Source organism: Chryseobacterium piscicola, from assembly GCF_900156685.1.
Taxonomy (GTDB): Bacteria; Bacteroidota; Bacteroidia; order Flavobacteriales; family Weeksellaceae; genus Chryseobacterium; species Chryseobacterium piscicola.
In genome coordinates, this window is sequence record NZ_FTOJ01000009.1 from 1 (window position 1) to 23548 (window position 23548).

Annotated in this window: 21 protein-coding genes and 1 other RNA gene; 16 read left to right on the forward strand and 6 right to left on the reverse strand. The window is 33.3% G+C overall.

From position 1 onward, the window contains the following. The first annotated feature begins 595 nt into the window (after positions 1-595). On the forward strand, positions 596-1687 hold the full coding sequence (locus BW939_RS12770; protein ID WP_228417234.1) for a tyrosine-type recombinase/integrase: 1092 nt from the start codon (positions 596-598) through the stop codon (positions 1685-1687). Between the two features lie 374 nt (positions 1688-2061). Here the strand turns inward: BW939_RS12770 and BW939_RS12775 are convergent, their stop codons facing one another. Beyond that, complete coding sequence (locus BW939_RS12775) at positions 2062-4140, reverse strand: M3 family metallopeptidase (protein WP_076452409.1); 2079 nt, start codon at positions 4138-4140, stop codon at positions 2062-2064. 160 nt (positions 4141-4300) lie between these two features. On the opposite strand from BW939_RS12775, the gene BW939_RS12780 reads away from it, so the two are divergent. The 5 genes from BW939_RS12780 (at position 4301) to rimM (ending at position 7576) form a co-directional block, all read left to right on the forward strand. Next, on the forward strand, positions 4301-4834 hold the full coding sequence (locus tag BW939_RS12780) for an SRPBCC family protein (protein ID WP_076452410.1): 534 nt from the start codon (positions 4301-4303) through the stop codon (positions 4832-4834). 178 nt (positions 4835-5012) lie between these two features. Beyond that, on the forward strand, positions 5013-5462 hold the full coding sequence (locus BW939_RS12785) for a hypothetical protein (RefSeq protein WP_076452411.1): 450 nt from the start codon (positions 5013-5015) through the stop codon (positions 5460-5462). A 125-nt stretch (positions 5463-5587) separates the two neighbouring features. Next, a complete protein-coding gene (locus BW939_RS12790; RefSeq protein ID WP_076452412.1) occupies positions 5588-6100 on the forward strand; it encodes a nitroreductase family protein in 513 nt (170 codons plus the stop codon). Positions 6101-6366: 266 nt separating this feature from the next. Beyond that, positions 6367-6933 carry a 30S ribosomal protein S16 gene (locus tag BW939_RS12795; protein WP_076452413.1) on the forward strand — a complete coding sequence of 189 codons (567 nt, stop codon included), beginning with the start codon at positions 6367-6369 and terminating at the stop codon, positions 6931-6933. 100 nt (positions 6934-7033) lie between these two features. Then, positions 7034-7576 (forward strand): ribosome maturation factor RimM, encoded by a 543-nt coding sequence (gene rimM, locus BW939_RS12800; RefSeq protein ID WP_076452414.1) that lies wholly within the window; start codon positions 7034-7036, stop codon positions 7574-7576. Positions 7577-7653: 77 nt separating this feature from the next. On the opposite strand, the gene BW939_RS12805 is transcribed toward rimM, so the two are convergent. Next, the gene (locus BW939_RS12805; RefSeq protein ID WP_076452415.1) at positions 7654-8586 is read right to left on the reverse strand and encodes a helix-turn-helix domain-containing protein; all 933 of its coding nucleotides are present in this window, start codon (positions 8584-8586) and stop codon (positions 7654-7656) included. Positions 8587-8948: 362 nt separating this feature from the next. On the opposite strand from BW939_RS12805, the gene BW939_RS12810 reads away from it, so the two are divergent. The 4 genes from BW939_RS12810 to rpoN all read left to right on the forward strand — a co-directional run bounded on the left by BW939_RS12810 (position 8949) and on the right by rpoN (position 13664). Further along, entirely contained in the window at positions 8949-9497 is a 549-nt protein-coding gene (locus BW939_RS12810; protein ID WP_076452416.1) for a hypothetical protein, read from the forward strand. Between the two features lie 236 nt (positions 9498-9733). Continuing rightward, complete coding sequence (locus BW939_RS12815; protein ID WP_076452417.1) at positions 9734-10333, forward strand: CDP-alcohol phosphatidyltransferase family protein; 600 nt, start codon at positions 9734-9736, stop codon at positions 10331-10333. Between the two features lie 122 nt (positions 10334-10455). Further along, positions 10456-11904, forward strand: a complete 1449-nt coding sequence (gene asnS / locus BW939_RS12820; protein WP_076452536.1) for an asparagine--tRNA ligase — start codon at positions 10456-10458, stop codon at positions 11902-11904. Between the two features lie 293 nt (positions 11905-12197). Next, the gene (gene rpoN / locus BW939_RS12825; RefSeq protein ID WP_076452418.1) at positions 12198-13664 is read left to right on the forward strand and encodes an RNA polymerase factor sigma-54; all 1467 of its coding nucleotides are present in this window, start codon (positions 12198-12200) and stop codon (positions 13662-13664) included. Positions 13665-13844: 180 nt separating this feature from the next. On the opposite strand, the gene BW939_RS12830 is transcribed toward rpoN, so the two are convergent. Together BW939_RS12830 and BW939_RS12835 are read right to left on the reverse strand one after the other, a co-directional pair. Next, complete coding sequence (locus BW939_RS12830) at positions 13845-14405, reverse strand: beta-carotene 15,15'-monooxygenase (protein ID WP_228417236.1); 561 nt, start codon at positions 14403-14405, stop codon at positions 13845-13847. A gap of 106 nt (positions 14406-14511) precedes the next feature. Then, positions 14512-15000 (reverse strand): RNA polymerase sigma factor, encoded by a 489-nt coding sequence (locus tag BW939_RS12835; protein WP_076452420.1) that lies wholly within the window; start codon positions 14998-15000, stop codon positions 14512-14514. Positions 15001-15517: 517 nt separating this feature from the next. On the opposite strand from BW939_RS12835, the gene rnpB reads away from it, so the two are divergent. Next, positions 15518-15843: RNase P RNA component class A (gene rnpB / locus BW939_RS12840), an RNA gene on the forward strand. 80 nt (positions 15844-15923) lie between these two features. Here rnpB and BW939_RS12845 read toward each other — a convergent pair. Both BW939_RS12845 and BW939_RS12850 read right to left on the reverse strand, forming a co-directional pair. Then, positions 15924-16793 (reverse strand): polyphosphate kinase 2 family protein, encoded by an 870-nt coding sequence (locus tag BW939_RS12845; protein WP_076452421.1) that lies wholly within the window; start codon positions 16791-16793, stop codon positions 15924-15926. Between the two features lie 77 nt (positions 16794-16870). Continuing rightward, on the reverse strand, positions 16871-17410 hold the full coding sequence (locus tag BW939_RS12850) for a DUF1573 domain-containing protein (protein WP_076452422.1): 540 nt from the start codon (positions 17408-17410) through the stop codon (positions 16871-16873). 127 nt (positions 17411-17537) lie between these two features. Here BW939_RS12850 and BW939_RS12855 point away from each other — a divergent pair, with 127 nt between their 5' ends. The 5 genes from BW939_RS12855 (at position 17538) to BW939_RS12875 (ending at position 23543) form a co-directional block, all read left to right on the forward strand. Beyond that, positions 17538-20156 carry a valine--tRNA ligase gene (locus BW939_RS12855; RefSeq protein ID WP_076452423.1) on the forward strand — a complete coding sequence of 873 codons (2619 nt, stop codon included), beginning with the start codon at positions 17538-17540 and terminating at the stop codon, positions 20154-20156. A 98-nt stretch (positions 20157-20254) separates the two neighbouring features. Next, a complete protein-coding gene (locus BW939_RS12860; protein WP_076452424.1) occupies positions 20255-20890 on the forward strand; it encodes a DUF4241 domain-containing protein in 636 nt (211 codons plus the stop codon). A 45-nt stretch (positions 20891-20935) separates the two neighbouring features. Next, complete coding sequence (locus BW939_RS12865; protein WP_076452425.1) at positions 20936-21823, forward strand: PfkB family carbohydrate kinase; 888 nt, start codon at positions 20936-20938, stop codon at positions 21821-21823. Positions 21824-21918: 95 nt separating this feature from the next. Next, complete coding sequence (locus BW939_RS12870; protein WP_076452426.1) at positions 21919-22761, forward strand: alpha/beta hydrolase family protein; 843 nt, start codon at positions 21919-21921, stop codon at positions 22759-22761. Between the two features lie 137 nt (positions 22762-22898). Continuing rightward, positions 22899-23543 carry an HD domain-containing protein gene (locus BW939_RS12875; RefSeq protein ID WP_076452427.1) on the forward strand — a complete coding sequence of 215 codons (645 nt, stop codon included), beginning with the start codon at positions 22899-22901 and terminating at the stop codon, positions 23541-23543. Positions 23544-23548 lie beyond the last annotated feature (5 nt).

Here is a 23548-nt window from a genome sequence, read left to right on the forward strand (position 1 = left end):
TCTTGGGTGTTTTCATAATAATTCAAATTTAAGGATTTTGAAAACACTCTCTTAGTTTTGAACTAAATCAGTCCACTTTTTGCTGACGATTTACATCAACCAGATTTGGTTAAGAAAAAAAGCGTAGAACGCTATGAAAATATTATTGCCTCATAATGGCACAAATATAAACAAAGTTTAAGACGTCAATGTCGAGTTGCGAAAAATAATTAACAAGACCAACGAAGTGTTAGTTTTTTTGTCGGGCGTTTAATGCTTGTACATTTACAATGACCGCTAACGTCGCGCGGATTGGCGAAGTTTCATTTTTGTTGTAACGAAGTTACAAAAGAAAATGGAATTTTGCCAATCCGCAGATGTGTTGAAGGTCGCAGCGCAGCGGAGAACTTTGACACATCTGCGGATGAAATCCGCGCGACGATGTGCAAAAGGCGGAGCGGAGCGGAGACTTTTGCACATCTCTCAAATATACGCAAGTTTTCATAATGGACAAAAAAAATATTATAAAATTATTTCTCACATTATCAGTGATTTATGTAGTTTATTTAATTGTAATTAATTAAATTTACATTAATAATATTTAAAATACGCAGATATGGATACTGAAAATACGCAGTTGGTTTTTGATCCCGAAATTTTTCATTTTGAAATAGGAACTCATCATGGTAAAAATATTATTTGGGTCAAGTTTCCTTACAAGAAAGAAAGTATTGCACTGCTGAAAAAATATTCAAAACCGAAATGGTCACAGTCGCAAAAAAGTTGGTATGTTGCAGATAGTAAGAATTATAGAAAGTTGTTGGGTTTAGAATTTTCTGTTGTAGGCAAAGAAGCGATCACTAAAATTGCCCCTGAAAATTGGCAGCAGTTTCAAAAGTTTATCAATCAACTCAAATTAAAAGCATACAGTGAAAATACAATTCGTACCTATTCTGTAGAATTTGCTCAATTGCTGTATGTTTTAAAATCGCATCCGGTTGAAAGTATGACAGAAGAGCGATTAAAAAGTTATTTTTTGTATTGCATCGAAAAATTAAATATTTCCGAAAATCATCTTCAAAGCAGAATCAACGCAATAAAATTTTATTTTGAACAAGTTCTGCACCGGCAAAAAATGTTCATCGATATACCGCGTCCCAAAAAACCATTATTGTTGCCGAAAGCTTTAAATACAGCAGAAATTTCGAAAATTATCGCTGCAACTGAAAATTCGAAACACCAATTAATTCTAAAAATGTGTTACGGTATGGGTTTGCGGGTAAGTGAAATTGTTAATATAAAAATTGAAGATATAGACAGCAAAGCGATGCGCGTTTTAATTGCTCGTACAAAAGGAAAAAAAGATCGATACGTCAATTTACCTGAATCAATTATTGAAGAACTTCGCCAATATTATAAATGCTATCAACCTAAAATATATCTTTTCGAAGGGCAATTTGGCGGAAAATATTCTGTGAGAAGTGCGCAATCTGTTTTTAAAATTGCAATGAACAAAGCGGGAATTCGAAAAACGGTAGGTATTCACAGTTTACGTCACAGCTATGCCACTCATCTTTTAGAATTGGGTACCGATATTTCGCTCATTCAGAAATTATTGGGTCACAATGATATTAAAACGACTTTGATCTATACGAACGTTACCGATAAGCACACCAGAAATGTGAAATCGCCTCTGGATAGTTTGTGAAAAATTGCTCTTAGGCATTGTTTTTAGATGATTTTAACACAAAATAAATTTTGATTGTACGTTAATAATCGTAACGCCAAATTTTAGCGCAAACTTCATTTTTTTTAAACGACTACCAGTTTTTAAGGCTCGCAGATGAAAATTGACCGATTCTATTAAAATTTTTTAAAATTATAGGTAAAAACGTAAACTTAGGAAAGAATACAGAGGGTTATCAATTATGAGAGATTACAGACAATCAGAAAACATAAAAGTAAGCGACTGAGAGGCTGGATTGATTTTTATTTAAAACCTACGAAATTATTTACAATTCGTAGGTTTTGTTTAAAAATGACAGTAGTTACCAAGTCTCAGATTTCGTTTGTTACAATTACCTATCCAAACGCTCTCTTCAGCAAACTCTCTACTTTTGGTTCGCTTCCTCTGAAGTTTTTATACAGTTCCATAGGATCTTTGGTGCCGCCCGAAGAAAGAAGAACCTTGAATTTTGCTGCTGTTTCAGGATTGAAAATTCCGGTTTCTTTAAAGTATTGAAAAGCATCAGCATCCAAAACTTCGGCCCATTTGTAAGAATAATATCCCGCAGAATATCCACCCTGGAAAATGTGTGAAAAACTAGGGCTCATGGCTGTATCAGGGTTTACAGGATAGAGCTGGGTTGCTTTTGTGTAATTGTCTTCAAATTCTTTCACACTCAGGTTTTCCAATTCATCAACTTTTGAATGGTAATACATATCTAGAATCCCGAAGCCAAGCTGTCTCATCGTTTGATAGCCTTCCATGAAATTTTTAGACTGAGCTATTTTTTCTATTTTTTCGTTTGGTAAAACTTCGCTGGTTGTATAATGTTTGGCAAAAGTTTTCAAGAATTCTGGTTCGTAGCAGAAGTTTTCTAGAAACTGAGAAGGTAATTCTACAAAATCCCATTTCACAGAAGTTCCGGAAAGGCTAGGGTATTGCGTGTTTGCCATCATTCCGTGTAGCGCATGACCAAACTCGTGAAACAAAGTGGTTACTTCCTGAAACGTCAATAGGCTCGGCGTATCTTTCGTTGGTTTGCTGAAATTGCACACAATAGAAATATGCGGACGAGAATTTTCACCATCTTTCTTGTACTGATTTTTGTAACTCGTCATCCATGCACCAGCTCGTTTCCCTTTTCTCGGGAAATAATCTACATAAAGCAAGGCTTTGAACTTGGCTTCTGGCTTTTGGCTATTGGCTTCCTTCTCCAGACTTTCATCATTCATCTTCCCACCTTCATTCTCCCAAACCTCAAACACCTTCACATCTTCATGGTATTTCGGGATGTCGTTTCTTTCCACAAAAGTAAGTCCGAAAAGTTGTTTAGATAATCCAAAAACAGCTTCCTGCACTTGTTCTAAAGGGAAATAGGGTTTTAATTCTTCATCATTCAGATCGTATTTTGCTTTACGGAGTTTTTCGGCGTAAAAAGCGTGGTCGTAAGCTTGCATTTCTTCTATTCCGTCGGCTTTAGCTAAAGATTTTAGTTCTACTATTTCTTTTTCGGCGTACGGTTTTGCTTTGGTTAAAAGTTCGTTTAAAAAGCTGATTACTTTGGTTGGAGATTTTGCCATTCTTTCTTCCAAAACATAATCTGCGTAATTTTGATAGCCTAAAAGTTCAGCTTTTTTTTGTTTTAAATTGAGAAGTTCTTTAATTAAATTTTGATTATCAAATTCGCCGCCGTCAAAAGATTTTTTTCCGTTTGCCAAAGCCAATTCTTTTCTCAATTCACGATTTTCTGCATAGGTCATGAATGGGATATAGCTTGGGTACTGCAAAGTTACCACCCAGCCTTCTAGATTTTTGTCTTTGGCTTCTTCAGCATATTGTGCTATAATGGCTTCGGGAATTCCTGCCAAATCTTCTTTTTTGGTGATGTGTTTGTAATAAGAATTGGTGGATGCTAAAACATTTTGCCCAAACTGAAGAGATTTTAAAGATAAATCCATGCTGATTTTCTTTAGTTTTTCTTTGTCTTCTTTGTTTAAAAGTGCACCGCTTCTCACAAAACCTTTATATGTTTCATCCAAAAGCATTTGCTGTTCTTCATTCAGATTGTGTTTTTCTTTTGCGTCGTAAACTTTTTTTATTTTATTAAATAAAGCTTCGTTTTGAGAAATTTTAGAAGAATATTCTGTTAAAATGGGAGAAACTTCCTGAGCTATTTGCTGCAGTTCGTCGCTGGTTTCCGCTGAATTTAAATTGAAAAAGATATTGGAAACTCTGTCCAGCTGTTCGCCCGAAAAAGCCAAAGCTTCAATAATGTTTTCAAAAGTAGGTTCACTAGGATTATGAACGATAGAATTAATTTCTTCTTCAGATTTCTGAATTAATTCTCTAAAAGCAGGAAGAAAATCTTCATTTTTAATCTGATCAAATGGAGCTGAATGATATGGTGTGTGGAATTTTTCGGATAAAATACGCATTGGTTTATTTTTAATTGTAAATTTAATAGAAATTAATTCTCAAAAACGATGCCTTATAAAAATGTGTGACAAAAATGCTCATTCACAAATTATCTTGTCATAGGAAAAGATAATTTACATTAAAAAGATATATTTTTGAATTGTACTTAAAAATCAAACTATGAAAAAAATCTTAAAAATCTTCGGTGGAATTATTCTCTTTTTTGTTGTATATGCAATCTTTGCAATGGTGGCCTTTGGAGAAAATTATCATTATGAAAAATCTATCGTAATAAATGCACCAAAAGAAAAAGTATGGCAGAAAATAAGCACAATGAAATCTTTCAACGAATGGAATCCGTGGATGGAACTCGATGAAAAAATGATGATCAATTACAGTGGTAACCCCGGAGAAGTGGGCGATAAATATTGCTGGGACAGTAAAAATGATGACGCAGGAGCAGGATGCCAAGAAATCAAAGAAACTATTGCCAACGAAAGACAGCGTACTGAAATGATTTTTAAAAGACCTTTTGCAGGACAAGCGATTTCTGACATCGTTTTGACGGCACAGGGAAATACCACAAAAGTAACTTGGAGTATGGATACAAAACAAGAAACGTGGATGAAAATCTTAAGACCGATGATGGATTACCAAATGGGAAAATCTTACGGTAATGGTTTTGAAAACCTGAAAGCTTTGGTTGAAAAATAGAATGACCGTATGTACATTAAACCCTGTTTTCAAATTTTTGGAAGCAGTTTTTTTTTATTTAAAGGTAAAGTGGTATAGCTTTTTAAGGTTTTTGAAATTTTTGAATGTGCTTGATGATTTAAAAATTCTAAATCCGTTTTTAAATTAAAATAGTATCTTTATGTAAAGATTAAGATGTATGCAGAAGGCGGTTTACAATAAAAATGAAATAAGAATTTTTGTAAGAGACATGATTTCAGGGAAGGTAAAAACTTTGGAATTTTATTTGAATTTTACTTTGGAAGCCAGTCGGGAAATCAAGAAAACTTCAAAATATGATTCTATACGAGAGGAAATGCAGGAAGAAATTTACCATTTAGATAAACAGATGGCCAACTTAAGAACGATGCAGCAACAGATGAAAAAAGTATTGAATTCTGAGTCTGAACATGCTAAATTAGGTTCTTTGGTCATCACCAATAAAGCCCGTTTTTATATTTCGGTTTCTTTGGGGGAGTTTTTCTTTGGAGGCGACCGCTTCTACGCAATTTCCCCAGAAAGCCCAATGGCTCAAAAAATAATGGGTATGAAAGCCGGAGAAGATTTTACGCTCAATAAAATTCATCAAAAGATAGAAGAGATTCTGTAAGAGAATTATGAGTTATAAATGATGAGTTTCAATCTAGGATTTATGATAGAGAAATCTAAATTTTCAGTAACAAAAATATAATCCATACACATTTACCCATCTACTTTTTCCTTAATTTTGTCTTCATGAATAAAGCAGCAGTTTTAAAAGAAATTATAGAGCAAAGAAGAAGTGTTTTTCCTAAAGATTATACTGAAAAAGAAATCTCTCAGGAAATCATAGACGAAATCCTTCATTCGGCGACTTTAGCTCCCAATCATAAGAGAACAAAACCGTGGCGTTTTAAAATTTTCAAAGGCGAAGAAAAAGCGAAATTAGCTTTAGAAATGCAGGAGATTTATAAGTCTACACAAGCTCCCCAAGTTTTTTTAGAGAAAAAATATCAGGATATTGGTTTTAAAATCAATAAAGCTGATGCAGTAGCTTCCATCGTGGTCAATTTCAGCGGAATGGTACCGGAGTGGGAAGAAATAGCAGCCGTTTCTATGGCTGTACAAAATATGTATCTCGCTTGTACGGCAAATGGAGTAGGCTGCTACTGGAGTTCACCGAAAATTGTTGAAAACCTGAAAGATTCTTTAACGATTGAAGAAAATCAAAAGTGTTTAGGGCTTTTTTATATGGGAATGGTTGAATAATTTTTAATCAAAAATTGGTAGCAAAGTTGCGATATAGCCCTGATTGCAGCGACATCCTTTTTTGTTCGGGCTTGAAAAAAGCCTTGGCGAAAAAGATACAGCGGAAAAGCAGGTTCCTGGCTCCTAAAAAATTGTTCTGAGAAGAAGAACTCAAGAACGACGCAATACTAGAAGCTTTCAACAAAAATTTTTAGAATAGAAAATTTTTATTATCTTTGCACACTTAAATATTTAATCGGGACGAGTTCCCATAAAATTCAAACATTATGTCAGTAAAAATCAGATTACAAAGACACGGATCTAAAGGTAAACCTTTTTTTCACATCGTAGTTGCAGATTCAAGATCAAGAAGAGATGGTAGATTCATCGAAAAGATCGGAACTTACAACCCAATTACTAACCCTGCTACAATCGATTTGAACGTTGATTCTGCTGTAGAATGGTTAAATAAAGGAGCTCAGCCAACTGATACGGCTAAAGCAATTCTTTCTTACAAAGGAGCTCTTTACAAAAAACATTTACAAGGTGGTGTTGCTAAAGGTGCTTTTGATGAGGCTGAAGCTGAGAAGAGATTCAATGCTTGGTTGTCTGAAAAAGATGCTAAAGTACAAGGGAAAGTAGAAGGTTTATCTACAGCTAAGGCTGATGCTAAAAAAGCGGCTCTTGATGCTGAAGTTAAAGTAAACGAAGCTAGAGTAGCTGCTGCTGCACAAGTTGAGGCTGATGCTAAAGCTGCTGAAGAGGCTGCAAACGCACCTGCTGTAGAAGAAGTTGCAGAAAATACTGAAGAGCCAACTGCAGAAGCGGAAGGAACTGAGGAAACTCAAGCTTAATCTTTCTAGAAATAAAAGACAAAGGCACGATTTTTTCGTGTCTTTTTTAATTAAAACCTTCAAGGTTTTTAAAATCTTGAAGGTTTCTTATATTTATACAATGAAAAAAGAAGACTGCTATTTATTAGGAAAAATCACACGCAGACACGGTCTTGCCGGAAACGTAATCTTAAAGCTTGATACAGATCAGCCAGAAATTTACAAAAAACTGGATTCTATTTTTGTAGAAATCAATGGTTTGTTGGTGCCTTTTTTTATAGAAAAGTCTTCTTGGAGTAAACTTGATGCATTGAATATTGCTTTCAAAAACTCATCTGAAGCCGTAGTAGATCAATCTTTAGGTAAAAATGTATATCTTCCTTTGGCTAGTTTGCCACAACTTACCGGAAAACAATTTTATTACCATGAAATCATTGGATATGAAATTTTTGATGAGTTTGGTAGCAGTTGCGGTGTTATAAGATCCGTAAATGATCAAACAGCTCAAAATTATTTTGTGACCAATTTGGAAGGAAAAGAAGTAGTAATTCCGTTGATTAAAGATTGGATTCTTGAGGTTAACCGTGAAGAAAGATTCATCAAAATGCAAGTTCCGGAAGGTTTGATTGATGTTTTCTTGGTTCCTTCGAAGAAAGATGAGTAATAAATTTTAAAAATTTTTCGAATAAAATGAAACTCAAAATTCCTCAAACTCCCCAATTCTAAAACTTTCCTACCCAACTACCTACCCAACCTTTCTAGCAAAGTGTCAATTTGGGCATACATTTTATTAAAAAACATTTTTCTTTCTCTGTTACCTGAACTATTCAGAGATTTCGAGTTTTTAATTTCATGTTCAAAATAGATTAAAGTATCATTGCAGGTGTTTTCATCGTTCGTCATCATGTAGCCAAACATATTGAAAGGGATAAAAAATGAGGATTGGTATTCGTTTTTAAACAATATAGTATTGCTTAAAATTACCAAATCATTTACATAAAAATTGAAATCAGGATTATGCTGAATTTTATATTCTATATTTTGCAGAACGCATTTCACTTCATCCAAAATCAATACAATATCTTGATATTTCAAAAGTCCCATTTCCGAATAAAAAGAAACCTGCATTAAAATACTCATAATTGTGGTGTCATTCCAAACTTCTGTTACATTCTGGCTTTCATATAAATCTTTCAGCATTTCATTTTTCGGAGAATGATAAGGAAGATCAAAATCTTCGAATGGTCCTAAGAATTTATCTTCATTCAAAAGATTCATCCAAACATAAAATTTGAAGCGTGAAAGGATTGTATTTGAAATCGTGTAAAAAAAAGGAATATCCTTTGCCGAATAATATACTTTTGATTGATTGATGCTCTGAAAAACATTTAATATCTTCAGTGAACTTTCAAAAAAATATAATAAATCTTCCTGAGTTTTTACGGGTTTTGTTCTTTTAACCACCAATTGGTTTTCTGTTCCCAAAAACTGATCGAGCGAAATCTGATAGTATTTTGCCAATTCTACAGCTTCTTCAAAACTAAATTTTGCTTTCATTGAAGTTCTTCGATGTGCAGCGTCATAACTAATATTGAGAATATTGGCAATCTCATCGTTCAAAGATTTATCTCCGATTTTCTTTCTGATTTGTTTGAGTAGAATTTCCTGATTCATACTGATTTGCGATTTTCACAAATGTAGATATTTATTTTAATTTTTTTTCGCATTGATGAAAATGGTTTTCAAGATTAGCTTTGAGGTATAATTTGAAAATCATTGTTGTCCGATAAAAACTAAAATAAAATTAACATGTCACTCCTAAGGAGCTTAATTTATAATAAAGATTACTTTCTATTAACAGTTTGCTCCTAATGGAGCCGTATTTAATCCCATCGGGATGTACTGTTAATAGAAAAAAGTAAAGCTGACAAAAACAAAGCTCCAGAGGAGCGACCTGTCAATTTATCCTAAAAATAAAGGATTCATCAATTAGTTTACGATTTTTATCGGACAACAATGTTTAAAAATAATAAATCATGAAAAAATTAATTCCTTATTTATCATTATTACTTTTTACATTGAATTGCGCAGGTTTCAAAAATATAGAATCGCCCGAATCTTTTATCAAAAAGAATAATATAGAAAATATTAATGGAACGTACGAGAATCTTCCTTCTTCAGGGAGTAGTTTTTATATAAGAATGCTTACCGATGTTTTTGACCGGAATATTAATATGTTTAACTGGAAAGATAAATACGATGCAAAAAAAACTAAGGTTAAACTTCAAATGATTGAGAAAAATAGATTAAATGTTATAGTTTTTAAGAACGAAAAAACGGTATTCAACAAAAATTTGAGAGTAAAACTAAAGAAGGACGGATATTTATATTTAAAAGAAAAAAGATTTATGATTGACTTAATTCCTTTGGTATTGGGAGGGTGGAATATCCAAAAATCCAGATTGGGAGCTGATGAAAATAATAATTTGAAGATTCAAAGCAATTACTTTTTTTGTAACGGATTTGCAGTTTTAATGAGCGATTGGAAAACACATCATTATAATTTAACATTTGAAAAACAATAATCATGAAAAATATTACCCTATGTATCGTATTGTTTTTTTTACAGCTTTTTTAATGCTCAAAAATGGCAGCCAATTTACTACGCAGATTACAGGTATGCCAACCGAAATCAAGTAAAAGCAGGACTAAAATGGTTTCTAAGTAAACCAGAACATGATAAAAAAGTTTTCTTAGAGCCTTTGCGTTAAAATTTAGCATTATGAATAAAAGCTAACAATCGTTTAAAAAAATAATGATTATGAAAAATATACCCTATCTATTAATAGCCATCCGTTTTCTTTTTGCTCCAATTATTTTCTTTTTGGCTTACTTAAAAGATGAAGAATCAAGATTTATAATTTTAACCTTAATGTTCATAGGTTTGCTCACAGATATTTTCGACGGAATTATCGCCCGAAAAGTCGGTGTTTCATCAGAAAAATTACGAAGATTAGATAGCCAGGTTGATTTGGTGTTTTGGCTCTCATTGGGTTTTGCAGCCTATTTCATCAATCCTGAAGTGATAAAATACCATTGGCAAAGCATTGCAATTGTTTTTATTATGGAAGCTTTATGCTATATAATAAGTATGGTTAAATTTAAAAAGGAAACTTGTACTCACGCATGGCTTTCAAAATTGTGGGGATTGAGTTTGCTCATTGCTTTTACTTATTTAATAGGATTTCAACAGGCAGGGTGGGCATTTTATTTAGCAATTATTTTAGGATTAGTTTCTCATATAGATGTTATCTTGATTATTTTAATTCTTCCAAAGTGGCAGTACGATGTACCAAGTTGTTACCACGCATGGAGTATCAGGAAAGGGAAACAGAGAAAAAAGAGTACACTTTTTAATTAAATCAGTCAATTCACTAGAAAATAAATGTTAATTTAAATCCTAAATCATAACAAGCAAAAGTTCCCTCGTTTTTTGTAAATTTGCAAACATTAATTTTTACACAAAAATTTATCAATCAACAAATGAAAAAGCAGACGATTAAAGAAGTCTTACAAGACTACAAAAAAGTATTACATCATGACATCACAGTTTACGGTTGGGTAAGAGCCTTCCGTTCAAACCGCTTTATTGCGCTAAATGATGGTTCTACAATTAATAATTTGCAAATTGTTGTTGATTTCGAAAATTTCGATCCAGAAATTGTAAGTAAAATTAGTACAGCTTCATCATTAAAAGTTGTTGGTGAAGTGGTAGAAAGCCAAGGAGCCGGACAGACTGTAGAAATCATCGCCAAAAAAATTATAATTTTAGGGGATAACTTTACAGAAGAAAGAGATAAAACTATTCTTCAGCCAAAAAAACACTCATTAGAAGTGTTGAGAGAGCAGGCGCATTTGAGATTTAGAACCAATCTATTTGGAGCGGTTTTCAGAGTACGTCATGCCGTGAGTTTTGCGATACACTCTTTCTTTAATAAAAATCAGTTTTTTTACATCAATACTCCTATAGTAACTGGAGCCGATGCAGAAGGAGCTGGCGAAATGTTTGGGGTGACCAACTTTGATTTAAATAATATTCCAAGAGACGAGCAGGGCGATATTGATTTCGCTCAGGATTTCTTTGGGAAAAAGACAAACCTAACAGTTTCCGGACAGCTTGAAGGGGAAACTGCTGCAATGGGATTGGGGAGAATTTATACTTTCGGACCTACTTTCCGTGCAGAAAATTCAAATACAACTCGTCACTTAGCTGAATTCTGGATGATTGAGCCAGAAGTTGCTTTCAATAACTTAGAAGACAACATCGATTTGGCAGAAGATTTCCTGAAATATGTTATCCGATATGTTTTAGACAACTGCAAAGACGATTTAGAATTCTTAGATAAACGTTTTGAGGAAGAGCAAAAATCTAAACCGGAAAAAGACAGAGCAAAAGAAGGTTTGATAGAAAAACTAGAGAATGTTATCGCAAAAAGGTTCAAGAGAGTTTCTTATACGGAAGCAATTGAAATTTTATTAATTTCAAAAGAAAATAAAAAAGGAAAATTTGTTTATCCAATAGAAGAATGGGGCGCAGATCTTCAGTCTGAGCACGAGAGATTTTTGGTTGAAAAACATTTTGAATGCCCGGTTGTACTTTTTGATTATCCAAAAGAAATAAAAGCTTTCTATATGAAGCTCAACGATGATAATAAAACCGTGGCCGCAATGGATGTACTTTTCCCAGGAATCGGCGAGATTATTGGCGGATCTGAAAGAGAAGCAAGATTAGACGTTTTAAAAACTAAAATGGCAGAAATGCATGTTGATGAGCACGAATTGTGGTGGTATTTAGACACAAGAAGATTTGGATCGGTTCCTCACGCTGGTTTTGGGCTTGGTTTAGAAAGACTCGTTCTTTTTGTAACGGGAATGACAAACATTCGAGACGTTATCCCTTTCCCAAGAACTCCAAAGAATGCAGAGTTTTAATTTAATGTAAATAAAATTATATATTTCAGCTCCGAAAATCTTAGGTTTTTGGAGCTTTTTTTATATTTGGAAAAAAAGAAAGAGGAATATTATTTTTAATTTATTCTTAAAGTAACGATATTGTAATCCTACATTTTAAAATAGAAAAAGCCTTAACGACGTGTCGCTAAAGCTTTTGAAGTTCCTAATAGTTTATTATGCTGTCTTTATATCAAAAATCGTGCTAAAAGTGATTTTTATCAAATTTTTTTTATAAATTCGTAGAATAAGATTTTATAAACACCGGAATTAATATGCTAAAACAACATTTACAACTTAGATTAGGACAAAAGCTAGCTCCACAGCAAATTCAGTTGATGAAGTTGATTCAGCTTCATACTCTGGAATTTGAAGAAGAACTTGAACGTGAGCTTGAAGAAAATCCGGCATTAGAAATTGCCAAAGAAGAAGGTACAGAAGATGAATATGAGGCGGCTGACGAAACAACATACGAAAACGAAGGCAACGAAAGCATAGAAACCGATTTTGATGTAGACCAATATCTTTATGATGATGAGCCCAACTATAAAACGGCTTCTAGTAATTACTCTGCAGACGACGAAGATTTTGATAATGAAAGTTTGCTTACTGAAGGGCAGTCTCTATACGATTACCTTAATGAGCAAGTGCGTCTGAGTAATATATCCGAGCAAGACCTTAAAATTGCAGAATATATCATTGGAAATCTTGATACTGATGGGTATTTGAGAAGAGAAGTGAAATCTATTGTTGATGATTTGGCATTCTCACAAGGGATTTACACTACTAAAGAAAAGGTAGATGATATACTTGAAAACTACGTTCAAAAGCTTGATCCGTCGGGAGTGGGGGCAAGAAGTTTACAAGAATGCCTTCTTTTGCAAATAGAGAAGAAAGTGAGTTCAGATAAAGCAATCTCTTTGGCAGCGAGTATCCTTAGAAATCAGTTTGATGCGCTTACCAACAAACATTATAACAAAATCATACAGAAATATGATATTGAAGAAGAAGATTTAAAAAATGCTTTAGAAGAAATTTCAAAACTATCTCCTAAAGTTGGTGGAAATTTTGATACTCAAACAATCACAATTAATCAAGAAATTATACCAGATTTTGTGATTCAAGTAAAAGATGGTTTGGTTATTCCGATGCTGAATAGCAAAAATGCACCCACGTTGAGAGTAAGTGAAGAGTATAAAGATATTTTGTCTACTTATTCTCACGACAAAAAATCTTCTGAACACAAGCAGGCTGCATTATTTATTAAACAAAAACTAGATGCTGCCAAATGGTATATTGATGCCATCAATCAACGTCAGAATACTTTGTTACAGACCATCAACGCTATTGTAAAGTTTCAGAAAGCCTATTTTATCACTGGCGACGAAAAGTCTCTGAAGCCAATGATTTTAAAAGATATTGCAGACATCACAGGTTTTGATATCTCTACCATTTCAAGGGTTGTAAAAAGTAAATATGCCGATACACCCAACGGAATCCTTTATCTGAAAGATTTATTTTCAGATTCTTTAACGAATGATGACGGTGAGGAAGTTTCTACCAAAGAAATTAAACATCATCTTCAGGAAGTAATTAGTAAAGAAAATAAACGTAAACCGCTCACAGATGATGCTTTGGTTGTTATGCTGAAAGAACAGGGGTACAATATTGCAAGAAGAACAATTGCAAAATACCGCGAACAGCTTAATATTCCGGTTGCAAGATTGAGAAAAGAATTATAAAAAAATAAAGAACCCGTCTCATTACTGAGGCGGGTTTTATTATTAAAAAATTAGTTGAATTTATTTCTTAATAAATTGAATTAATTCAAGAATATCGATTGAAGTGGTTTAATATCCTTATAAAATAGTATTAATAAATAAAAAGTAATGTATTTTTAAGAAGTTAAAATTAAATAATTTTTAACTTTCCTGAGAATCAATTTCTTTAAGTTGATTAAGGTTTTTATCTAATCTTCCCATGATGATTCCGTACACCAATCTGTAATACAGCCAGATAAGAACAACGCATAATAATGTGCTGATTACAATTCCTAAAATAAATGCTGTTTTATTAGAAGATTCTAATTTTATATTTTGATGATTGATTACGTAAAACACAAAACCTGTAAATACAGTCGTAAAAGTGATAAAAAGAATGATGTTAATGATAATAAATGTATTTACAGTCTTTTTGAAATTAATAATTCTCGTTATAAAAGCTTTTAAATCTTCCTCAATTCTTATTTTTCTATAATTCTGATAAAACTTAACCACAAAATAGCCTGTAACCAAAAGTGTAGCCATTTTGATGGATAAATAGATGTTTTCTAGACTGTTTTTTAATTCGGCATTTTTTTCAACGCCTAAATTTTGAAGCAAAGACATGAGTGAGCTCGATTCTTGATCCTGAATTATGTAATAAAACCCGAATAACGTGAAGAAAAGAAACTCTGCCGCACTAATCCAGAATATATATTTCATGTAATTGCGCGATTTTTTATTGAGCATCTTTAGAATCTCATTGTCGTTATATTTGTTTTCAACAAGTTGTTTTTGCCAAGTGCTTTTAAGGTTGTCTAAATCAAAATTAGGCATATTTTTCCATCTTTTCTTTAAGAATTTTTTTTAGTCTGTTCATTTTTACACGAGCATTTACTTCAGTAATACCAAGATTTTCAGCTATATCTTTGTACGGAAGATCATCAAGATACATCATCACAATAGCCCTTTCTACATTAGGTAAAGTTTTTATAACTTGATATAATAGAGAAATTTGCTGCTGTTTATCATCATTATCTTCCTCATAATCTCTAAGGTTGATATCAAGTTCGTTCGTAGGTAAAGATTTGCTTTTTTTTCTGAATAAAGTAATAGCGGTATTGAGCGCCACACGGTACATCCACGTAGAAATTTTAGAATTTCCTTTAAATGAATCATAGCTTTTCCAGAGTTGCAGTACAATTTCTTGAAAAAGATCTTCTTCATCTTCCAAAGAATTAGTGTAAAGACGCGACACTTTAATAATCAATCCCTGATTATTTTTAATGAGATGCGCAAATTCTTTTTCCTTGGTCAATAATTTAGTTTTTCAATCCCACGAAGATATGATATAATTTGAAAGTTTGAAAGGTTACAAATTTGAAAATTGAATATTGGGTTGTCTGTTATTAATCATAATGCCAATTCTTAATATAAAGTTCACAATTTTGTTTGTGATTACCATCCGTTTCTAAAGCTCGCAGATGAAAATTCACCGATTTCATTACAATTTATAAAAGTTATCGGTAAAGGTCTAAACTTAGCTAAGAATACAAGGGGTTTGCAATGATGACGGATTGCGGACAATCAGAATTGATTATCTCTTATTTATCAAACTATCAATTTTTAATAAATAGTTCAAAAAAAATCGTTTGAAAGCAGCGTTTAAACTTCAAACATAGAAAAGTATGGTTTTTCAAGTAGAAAATTTTGCTTACAAGCATTTCGGGAAATAAATAAAGCTTTTTATCAAACAATAATAATCAATCGTTTTTCTAAGAAAAAAAACAAATTATCTCATCATCAGGTTTTCAAATTATCTATCTTTGCAGCCACGAGAAAACTGGCCTGTTGATTCTCATTTTTTTGAGGGTAGGAAAGTCCGGACACCATAGGGCAGCAAAGCGGATAACATCCGTCATCTGTGAAGATAGGACAAGTGCAACAGAAAGTATGTACAGTTCGGCTGTAGTGAAACCAGGTAAACTCTTTGCGGTGCAATGGTAAGTATATCGGTGCTTTTCAGCAATGAAAATAGGGACTGCCCGTCCTGAAAACCGAGGGGTAATCAGCTCAAGTTGTGCAGTAATGTACAACGTAGATAAATAACAGGCGTCCCTATTTTGGGATACAGAATCCGGCTTATAGGTTTTCTCGTGATTTTTTTTCAAGCAAGATTTCAGAAATTCATGCATTGAGTTTTAAACTCATAGCTCAAAACTAAAGCAGTCTATTTTAATTTTACTCGTTTTCCAAATGTTTTTTAGCCTCATCTAAATCTTTTTTGTCTTCTTCAGAAAGTACAGGGTATTTCAAATCCATATTTTCCAAAGTTTCTATAATGATTTGAATGGCAGCCAACCTTGCAAACCATTTATTATCCGCAGGGATTACATACCAAGCTGCATTGTCTTTTGAAGTCTCGTTGATCGCTGTCTCGTAGCAATTCATATATTGATCAAACAAAGCTCTTTCGGGAAGATCTGCTGATGAAAATTTCCAGTTTTTTTCTTGTTCATTAATGCGGTCTAGAAGCCTTTTCTTTTGTTCGTCTTTAGAAACATTCAAAAAAATCTTGATGATGGTTGTTCCGTTGTTAGTGAGATGTTTTTCGAAATTTCTAATGCTTTCGTATCTGTTACTCCAAAATTTTTCATCAAATGCTTCTGCAGAATCCCAAGTTTTTTCGCTTAAATTGTATTCTGGATGCACTTTACAGACTAATACACTTTCATAATGTGATCTGTTAAAAATTCCGATCATTCCTTTTTGGGGAACAGCTAAATAGTGCCTCCAAAGAAAATCATGTGAATATTCTTTGCTACTAGGAGTTTTGAAGCTCGTTACATTGCATCCTTGCGGGTTTACACCTCCAAAAACATGTTCTATCAAACTGTCTTTTCCTGCCGCGTCCATTGCTTGAAGTACCACAAGTAAAGATTTACTTCCATCAGCATAGAGTTTTTCCTGCAGCTCACGAAGTTTTTCTTTCTCTTTTGTAATAATCTCAAGGCCTTCTTCTTTCGTTAATTTTCCCTTATAAGAAGTCTCTGTTTTTTTAATTGAAAATTTGCTTGTTATTTTAAACTCGTCCGAAAAGTCAGTATTCATTATTATATTATTTTAAACTAAAGTAATAAAAAAACCATCCCGGTGAGAGATGGTTTTGATAATTTTTTTTTGGAAGATTAATTTGCTGCTTTTCTAGCTTCCTTTTTAGCTAATTTTGCTGCTTTTTTAGCTTCTTTCTTAGCTAATTTCTCTGCTACTTTAGCCTCTTTTTCTGCAATTTTCGCTGCCTCTTGCTCTGCCACCTCTTTAGCCTTCAATTCTTCAGCAGTAAGCGGCTTTGGTTCAGGAGTGTTAGCATCTACATTTCCTTTGATGTAGATTACAGTTCTGCTATTGGCAGGGTCATTAGAGAAAACCTCAATCATTTTATTAAAAGGTCCGTTTAATGCAGTATTGTAACCTACTTTTATTTTCGCAGATTTCCCTGGCAAAATAGGATCTTGGCTCCATTCCGGAGTGGTACATCCACAAGATGGTTTTACATTAGACAACACCAAAGGCTTGTCTCCAGTATTCTTTACAGTGAAAAATCTTGTTCCTTCAGATCCGGGTTTTATGTTGCCATAATCGAAAGTAGTTTGATCAAAAGTAATTGTTTGTGCAGATGCAAAAGCAACTGCTCCAAGCATAGCAATTCCTGCTAATAAGTTTTTCATATTCTTAATGTTAATACGTTTGTTAGATAAATTTTCGAAAGCAAAGTTAAAAATTATTTTAATTAGTGCTTACATTTTTTTACTTTAAACTATTTTTGCAAATTGTAAGATAAAGAAATTAGAATTTATGCAAATTTCAGAAAAGTATAATCCACAGGAAATAGAACAAAAATGGTACAATTACTGGCTGGAAAACAAATATTTCCACTCAGAACCCAACGAAAAGCCACCTTATACGATTGTAATTCCCCCACCAAACGTCACAGGAATTCTTCACATGGGGCACATGTTGAACAATACCATTCAGGATGTTTTGGTTCGCCGTGCAAGAATGCAGGGCTTCAATGCTTGTTGGGTGCCGGGAACAGATCACGCTTCTATTGCTACTGAAGCGAAAGTTGTTGCTAAATTAAAATCTGAAGGAATCAATAAATCTGATATCACTCGTGAAGAATTTTTGAAACACGCATGGGAATGGACTGATAAATACGGAGGAACCATTCTTGAACAACTGAAAAAATTAGGTTGCTCTTGCGATTGGGACAGAACTCGTTTTACTTTGGAAGATAAAATGTCTCAACAAGTCATCAAATCTTTTGTAGATCTTTATAATAAAGGACTTATCTATAGAGGATACAGAATGGTGAACTGGGATCCGGAGGCGAAAACTAATATTTCTGATGAAGAAGTAATCTTCAAAGAACAAAACGGAAAACTATATTTTCTTAAATATAAAATTGAAGGTACAGAAGAATTTCTTTCTGTAGCAACTACACGTCCTGAAACTATTTTTGGAGACACTGCGGTTTGTATCAATCCAAATGATGAGAGATATGCTCATTTGAAAGGTAAAAACGTTATCGTACCCATCGTAAACAGAGTGATTCCGATTATTGAAGACGAATATGTAGATATTGAGTTCGGAACGGGAGCTTTGAAAATTACACCGGCCCACGATATCAATGATTACGAAATCGGACAAAAGCATAATCTCCAGATGATTGATTCTTTGGATGATGATGGTAATCTAAATGATCACGGTTTACATTATGCTGGCAAAAATAGATTTGATGTAAGAAAGCAAATCGCAAAAGAATTAGAAGAAAATGATCTTTTACTAAAAGCAGAAGATTACGTCAATAAAGTAGGAACTTCTGAAAGAACGGGTGCCGTTATTGAGCCTAAAGTTTCTGTTCAGTGGTTTTTAAAGATGTCTGATATAGCAAAACCAGCTTTGGATGTTGTAATGGATGATGAAGTGAAATTCTATCCTGAAAAATTTAAAAATACCTACAAACATTGGATGGAAAATATCCGCGACTGGAATATTTCTCGTCAGCTTTGGTGGGGACAGCAAATTCCGGCCTTCTATTATGGTGACGGAGAAAATGATTTCGTCGTTGCGGAAAATATCGAAGAAGCATTAGAACTTGCAAAGCAAAAAACCAACAATCAACAACTAACAACCAACAACTTAAAACAAGACGAAGACGCTCTTGATACATGGTTTTCATCATGGTTGTGGCCAATGTCTGTTTTTGATGGCTTGCTTGATCCTGATAATAAAGATATCAATTATTATTACCCGACTTCAGATTTGGTAACAGGTCCGGATATTATCTTTTTCTGGGTTGCCAGAATGATTATGGCGGGATTAGAATTTAAAGGAGAAGTTCCTTTTAAAAATGTTTATTTTACAGGGATTGTAAGAGATAAGCAGAGAAGAAAAATGTCTAAGCAATTGGGGAATTCACCCGATCCTCTAGATTTAATTTCTCAATACGGCGCAGATGGCGTTCGTGTTGGAAGCTTGCTAAGCTCTGCTGCCGGAAACGACTTGTTGTTTGATGAAGATTTGATGGTTCAGGGAAGAAATTTCATGTCGAAAATATGGAGCGCATTTCGATTAATTAACATGTGGAAGCATGAAGATAAACCTGCGAACTCTACAGAAAAGCAAGCAATTGAATGGTTTGAAAACAAATTAAACAAAACGATCGCAGAGATAGACGATCAGTTTGAAAAATTTAGAATTTCTGATGCTTTACATTTGCTTTATAAATTGATTTGGGACGATTTCTGCGGTTCTTATCTGGAAGCAATTAAACCAAATTACGGAGAAGGAATTTCTAAAGAAGTGTACAATAAAACGGTTGCGCTTTTTGAAGAATTAATGAAATTTGTTCATCCATTTATGCCTTTTCAATCAGAAGAAATTTGGCAATTGATTTCAGAGAGAAAGGTGGATGAAGCTTTGGTAATTGCACAACAGAAAAAAGCAGAAAAATTTAATGAAGACATCATTAAAAACTTTGAAACTGCATCGGAAATTATTTCAGGAATCAGAAATTACCGTCAAACAAAAGGAATTTCTCCGAAAGAAACTGTAGAATTTTATACGAACGCATCAGAATTTGCAAATGAACCTGTTGTTAAAAAATTAGCAAACGTTTCTCAAATTCATTTTGGAGCAAAAACAGATAAACCAAGTTTTACATTTTTAGTTGGTTCAACTGAGATTTCAATTCCTTTAAGTGAAAACTTAGATTTGGAAGAAGAAAAAATCAAAACCGAAGAAGAAGTAAAATATCTAAAAGGTTTCTTGATCTCTGTAGATAAAAAATTATCCAACGAAAAGTTTGTTGCCAACGCAAAACCGGAAGTGGTAGAAATTGAGCGCAAAAAACAGAAAGATGCACTTGATAAGATTACAATTTTGGAAGAAAAACTGAAATCTTTAAACTAATATAATTTGAGAATTTGAAAATGAAATAGTTTGAAGATATTACAGATTACAAATTAATTTTCAAATTCTCAACTTTTTTTCATTTTCAAATTATAATAATGACACACCTAGAAAATATAAAAAAACTATTCTCAAAAGACTTTGTGGAAAGTCCGTTGCTGGAGAGTTTTGAAGTTGGAAAAATTCATCTTTCAAGCGGTAAAATTGTGGCTTGTGATCCTGTTTTAACTAATGATATGCATGCTTTTACTACAGATTTTCCTAAAGGAGAATTTTTGGTCTTGCTTCATAAAGAGAGAGAAAGCAATTGTGTTGCCTATGCAGAAATAGTATTTAGCAATGCCAAAGTTTCAATTTGGAAAATGGCTACCACCGAAGGACAAAGTGTAAAAGAATTGGCTGAAGAAGAGGTTTTTGGGTATCCGGTAGAAAGCGGAATGGGTTGCTTTATGGATCTTGAAAGCCAAAATAGCCTCAACGATCTTGAGCAGAAACTTTTCCAAAGAAAAGGAGATGATTTTATGGGGATTTATGAAGAGTTTTTCCATGAGCATTTCTTTGATGAAAACGGAGCTATCGATCAGTTTGCATTTTTAAAACCAAATGATGAGCATCCTAGAAATATTTTCGCATTTGAAACAGGATATGGTGAGGGATTCTATGCCAGTTATATCGCTTTTGATGAGAATAATTCTCCAGTGAAAATAGTTACAGAATTTATTGAAATTCAATAATATAAGTTTTACTTTTACCAGAGAATAAAACCGAATATTTTGAAGATGAAATTTGCAAAATCCCAGCCAAAAATTGTTGTAATAGGAAGCTGTTCTATAGATCAAATGGTTACAACCAACAAACTGCCAGCTTCAAATGAATTTGTGACAGCAAAGAGTTCTGAGCATTTTTTTGGAGGCAAAGGTGCCAATCAGGCAGTGGGAATGGCGCGTTTGGGAGCTTATGTTTATTTTGTAGGTTGTATCGGGATGGATCCTGCAGGTCAGCAGATTATGAGAAATCTCGTAAATGAAGAAGTGAACGTAGGTTTTGTTGCTGAAACAGACCTAGAATCTACAGGAAGTGCATTTGTTACAAAAGCAGAAAATGATTATTCGGTCGTGGTAATTCCGGCCGCAAATAGCTGTCTTACCACACAAAATATCGATGCTGCAGATAAACACATAAAAGAATGTGACCTCGTTCTCCTTCAGCTTGAAATTTCAGATGAGGTATTAAAACACGCTGTTTTGAAAGCCAAATTAAACGGTAAAATGGTTGGGCTTTATGCTTCGCCAGGAAAAAAAATCAATCAAATCATTATAGATCAATCAGATTTTATTATTGCCAAAAGTAACGAGCTCTCTCTTATATTTGATGATGAGAATTTAGAATCTATTTTAAAAAAATATTTCAATAAACTTTTTGTACGTGATGAAACCAATTCTACAGTTTATTACAACGGAACAGAAATGAAATATCAAAGAGAAGAGAACGAAAATATGACTTACAAGATTGGGATGGGCGATGGTTTTACTTGTGGTTTTGCCTACGCATTAATTAATGGTAATGATCTTGAGGAGTGTGTACAACTCGGTAATAAAGTTTCAGCAAAAGTTTCTCTTAAAAATGGCGCACAAACAGGACTTCCAAAACTGTCTGATTTACTTTGAAACTATTGCATGCATACCGAAAATCATAAACCTTAGCTCTTAAATAGATAGTTTTCCAACAATATTTTTCATCTTTAAGGTGAATTTTTTATAAAATGGAAAGACACTATTTTACAAATGAAAAAAACGGGGCGAAAATTTGTTTACATTTATTCAAACCAGAAAATGACCGCAAAAAGTTGTTACTCATTAATTCTGCTACGGGCGTTCGCCAGCAAATTTATTTTTCTTTTGCAGCATATTTTAGGAGAAACGGCTTCACGGTAATAACCTATGATTACGAAGGAATTGGTTTGTCTAAACCCGCTTACCCAAAAAAATGTAAAGCATCAATGAAATCTTGGGGATCACAAGATTTTAGATTAGTTACAGATTTTATTGTTGAAAATTTTCCAAGTCATCAGAAATATTGCTTAGGACATTCTGTAGGAGCTTTGATTGTTGGGATGAATGAAGGTTCTAAAATATTCGAGAAATTTATATTCGTTGCAACCCAAAATGCCTATATCGGAAACCTAAAATGGAAAACAAAAATCGAAGCTTTCTTAGGTTTCGGATTTGCACAACCCTTTTTTACAGAGCTTATGGGCTATTTCCCCGCCAATTGGTTTGGTCTTGGAGAAAGTCTTCCAAAAAATTGCGCTTATGACTGGAGAACCTTAATTTTGAACAAGAAATCCACTAATAAACTATTAAATAAAACAAGCGATTTTTCGAGAGATTTAGATCAAAATGTTTTCGTGTTATATGCTGAAGATGATGTTTGGTTAACTGAAAAAGGAGTGAAAAGTCTACTCAACGATACTTATCCCAATTTAAAACCTAAATTCAGAATTCTTAAATCTTCAGAGTCTGAAAAAGGTAAAATAGGACATGTTAATTATTTTAGAAGCTATCATGAAAATCTTTGGAATATTGTTATAAATGAGGTTGAATAGGGGTAATTCCTTTTTGTTTGGAAATTTAGCTGTGGTTTTCTATTTAATTAAAAACGAATAAATACCTAGGCATGAATGAAGAAAAATCTTTTTTTTGACTGAGCGTTTTCCGTAAGTAAATAATTTATAATTTTAAAATGAGTAATCCAATAGAAAGCACAATCCAATTTGTAAAACAAAAACTAGAAGGCGCAGAAGCTGGTCACGATTGGTTTCATATAGAAAGAGTTTGGAAACTTTCAAAAAAAATTGCGCAAACAGAAAACTGTAATTTAGAAGTTGTAGAACTATCTGCTCTATTACACGATATTGCTGACCCAAAATTTCATGATGGGGACGAAACTTTAGCCTTGAAAATTTCAAGAGAATTACTACAAAGCTTAAAGGTTCACGAAAACGTTATTCAGCAAGTTTTGTTTGTAATTAAGAATATTTCTTTTAAAAATAGAGAAGAAGCTCCCCAAAACTTACCAATCGAGCTCAAAATTGTACAAGATGCCGACAGAATTGATGCTATTGGTGCTATAGGAGTAGCGAGAACGTTTAATTTTGGAGGTTTTAAAAATAATGTAATGTACCATCCCGATATAGAACCAAAACTCAATATGTCTAAGGAAGAATACAAAAAATCTAACGGCACAACCATCAATCATTTTTATGAAAAACTATTGCTGCTAAAAGATTTAATGAACACCGCGGAAGGGAAAAAAATAGCAGTAGAAAGACATCAGTTTATGCTTTCGTTTCTCGATCAATTTTACAAAGAATGGAATGTTGATTAATTTTT

Coding starts and splice junctions, on each gene's coding strand:
- asnS (WP_076452536.1), top strand. CDS start 10,456: ATGAAAAAGCAGACGATTAAAGAAGTCTTACAAGACTACAAAAAAGTA.
- rimM (WP_076452414.1), top strand. CDS start 7,034: ATGAAAAAAGAAGACTGCTATTTATTAGGAAAAATCACACGCAGACAC.
- BW939_RS12805 (WP_076452415.1), bottom strand. CDS start 8,586: ATGAATCAGGAAATTCTACTCAAACAAATCAGAAAGAAAATCGGAGAT.
- BW939_RS12860 (WP_076452424.1), top strand. CDS start 20,255: ATGACACACCTAGAAAATATAAAAAAACTATTCTCAAAAGACTTTGTG.
- BW939_RS12770 (WP_228417234.1), top strand. CDS start 596: ATGGATACTGAAAATACGCAGTTGGTTTTTGATCCCGAAATTTTTCAT.
- BW939_RS12875 (WP_076452427.1), top strand. CDS start 22,899: ATGAGTAATCCAATAGAAAGCACAATCCAATTTGTAAAACAAAAACTA.
- BW939_RS12845 (WP_076452421.1), bottom strand. CDS start 16,793: ATGAATACTGACTTTTCGGACGAGTTTAAAATAACAAGCAAATTTTCA.
- BW939_RS12775 (WP_076452409.1), bottom strand. CDS start 4,140: ATGCGTATTTTATCCGAAAAATTCCACACACCATATCATTCAGCTCCA.
- BW939_RS12785 (WP_076452411.1), top strand. CDS start 5,013: ATGCAGAAGGCGGTTTACAATAAAAATGAAATAAGAATTTTTGTAAGA.
- BW939_RS12795 (WP_076452413.1), top strand. CDS start 6,367: ATGTCAGTAAAAATCAGATTACAAAGACACGGATCTAAAGGTAAACCT.
- BW939_RS12810 (WP_076452416.1), top strand. CDS start 8,949: ATGAAAAAATTAATTCCTTATTTATCATTATTACTTTTTACATTGAAT.
- BW939_RS12865 (WP_076452425.1), top strand. CDS start 20,936: ATGAAATTTGCAAAATCCCAGCCAAAAATTGTTGTAATAGGAAGCTGT.
- rpoN (WP_076452418.1), top strand. CDS start 12,198: ATGCTAAAACAACATTTACAACTTAGATTAGGACAAAAGCTAGCTCCA.
- BW939_RS12790 (WP_076452412.1), top strand. CDS start 5,588: ATGAATAAAGCAGCAGTTTTAAAAGAAATTATAGAGCAAAGAAGAAGT.
- BW939_RS12870 (WP_076452426.1), top strand. CDS start 21,919: ATGGAAAGACACTATTTTACAAATGAAAAAAACGGGGCGAAAATTTGT.
- BW939_RS12830 (WP_228417236.1), bottom strand. CDS start 14,405: ATGAAATATATATTCTGGATTAGTGCGGCAGAGTTTCTTTTCTTCACG.
- BW939_RS12850 (WP_076452422.1), bottom strand. CDS start 17,410: ATGAAAAACTTATTAGCAGGAATTGCTATGCTTGGAGCAGTTGCTTTT.
- BW939_RS12855 (WP_076452423.1), top strand. CDS start 17,538: ATGCAAATTTCAGAAAAGTATAATCCACAGGAAATAGAACAAAAATGG.
- BW939_RS12780 (WP_076452410.1), top strand. CDS start 4,301: ATGAAAAAAATCTTAAAAATCTTCGGTGGAATTATTCTCTTTTTTGTT.
- BW939_RS12815 (WP_076452417.1), top strand. CDS start 9,734: ATGAAAAATATACCCTATCTATTAATAGCCATCCGTTTTCTTTTTGCT.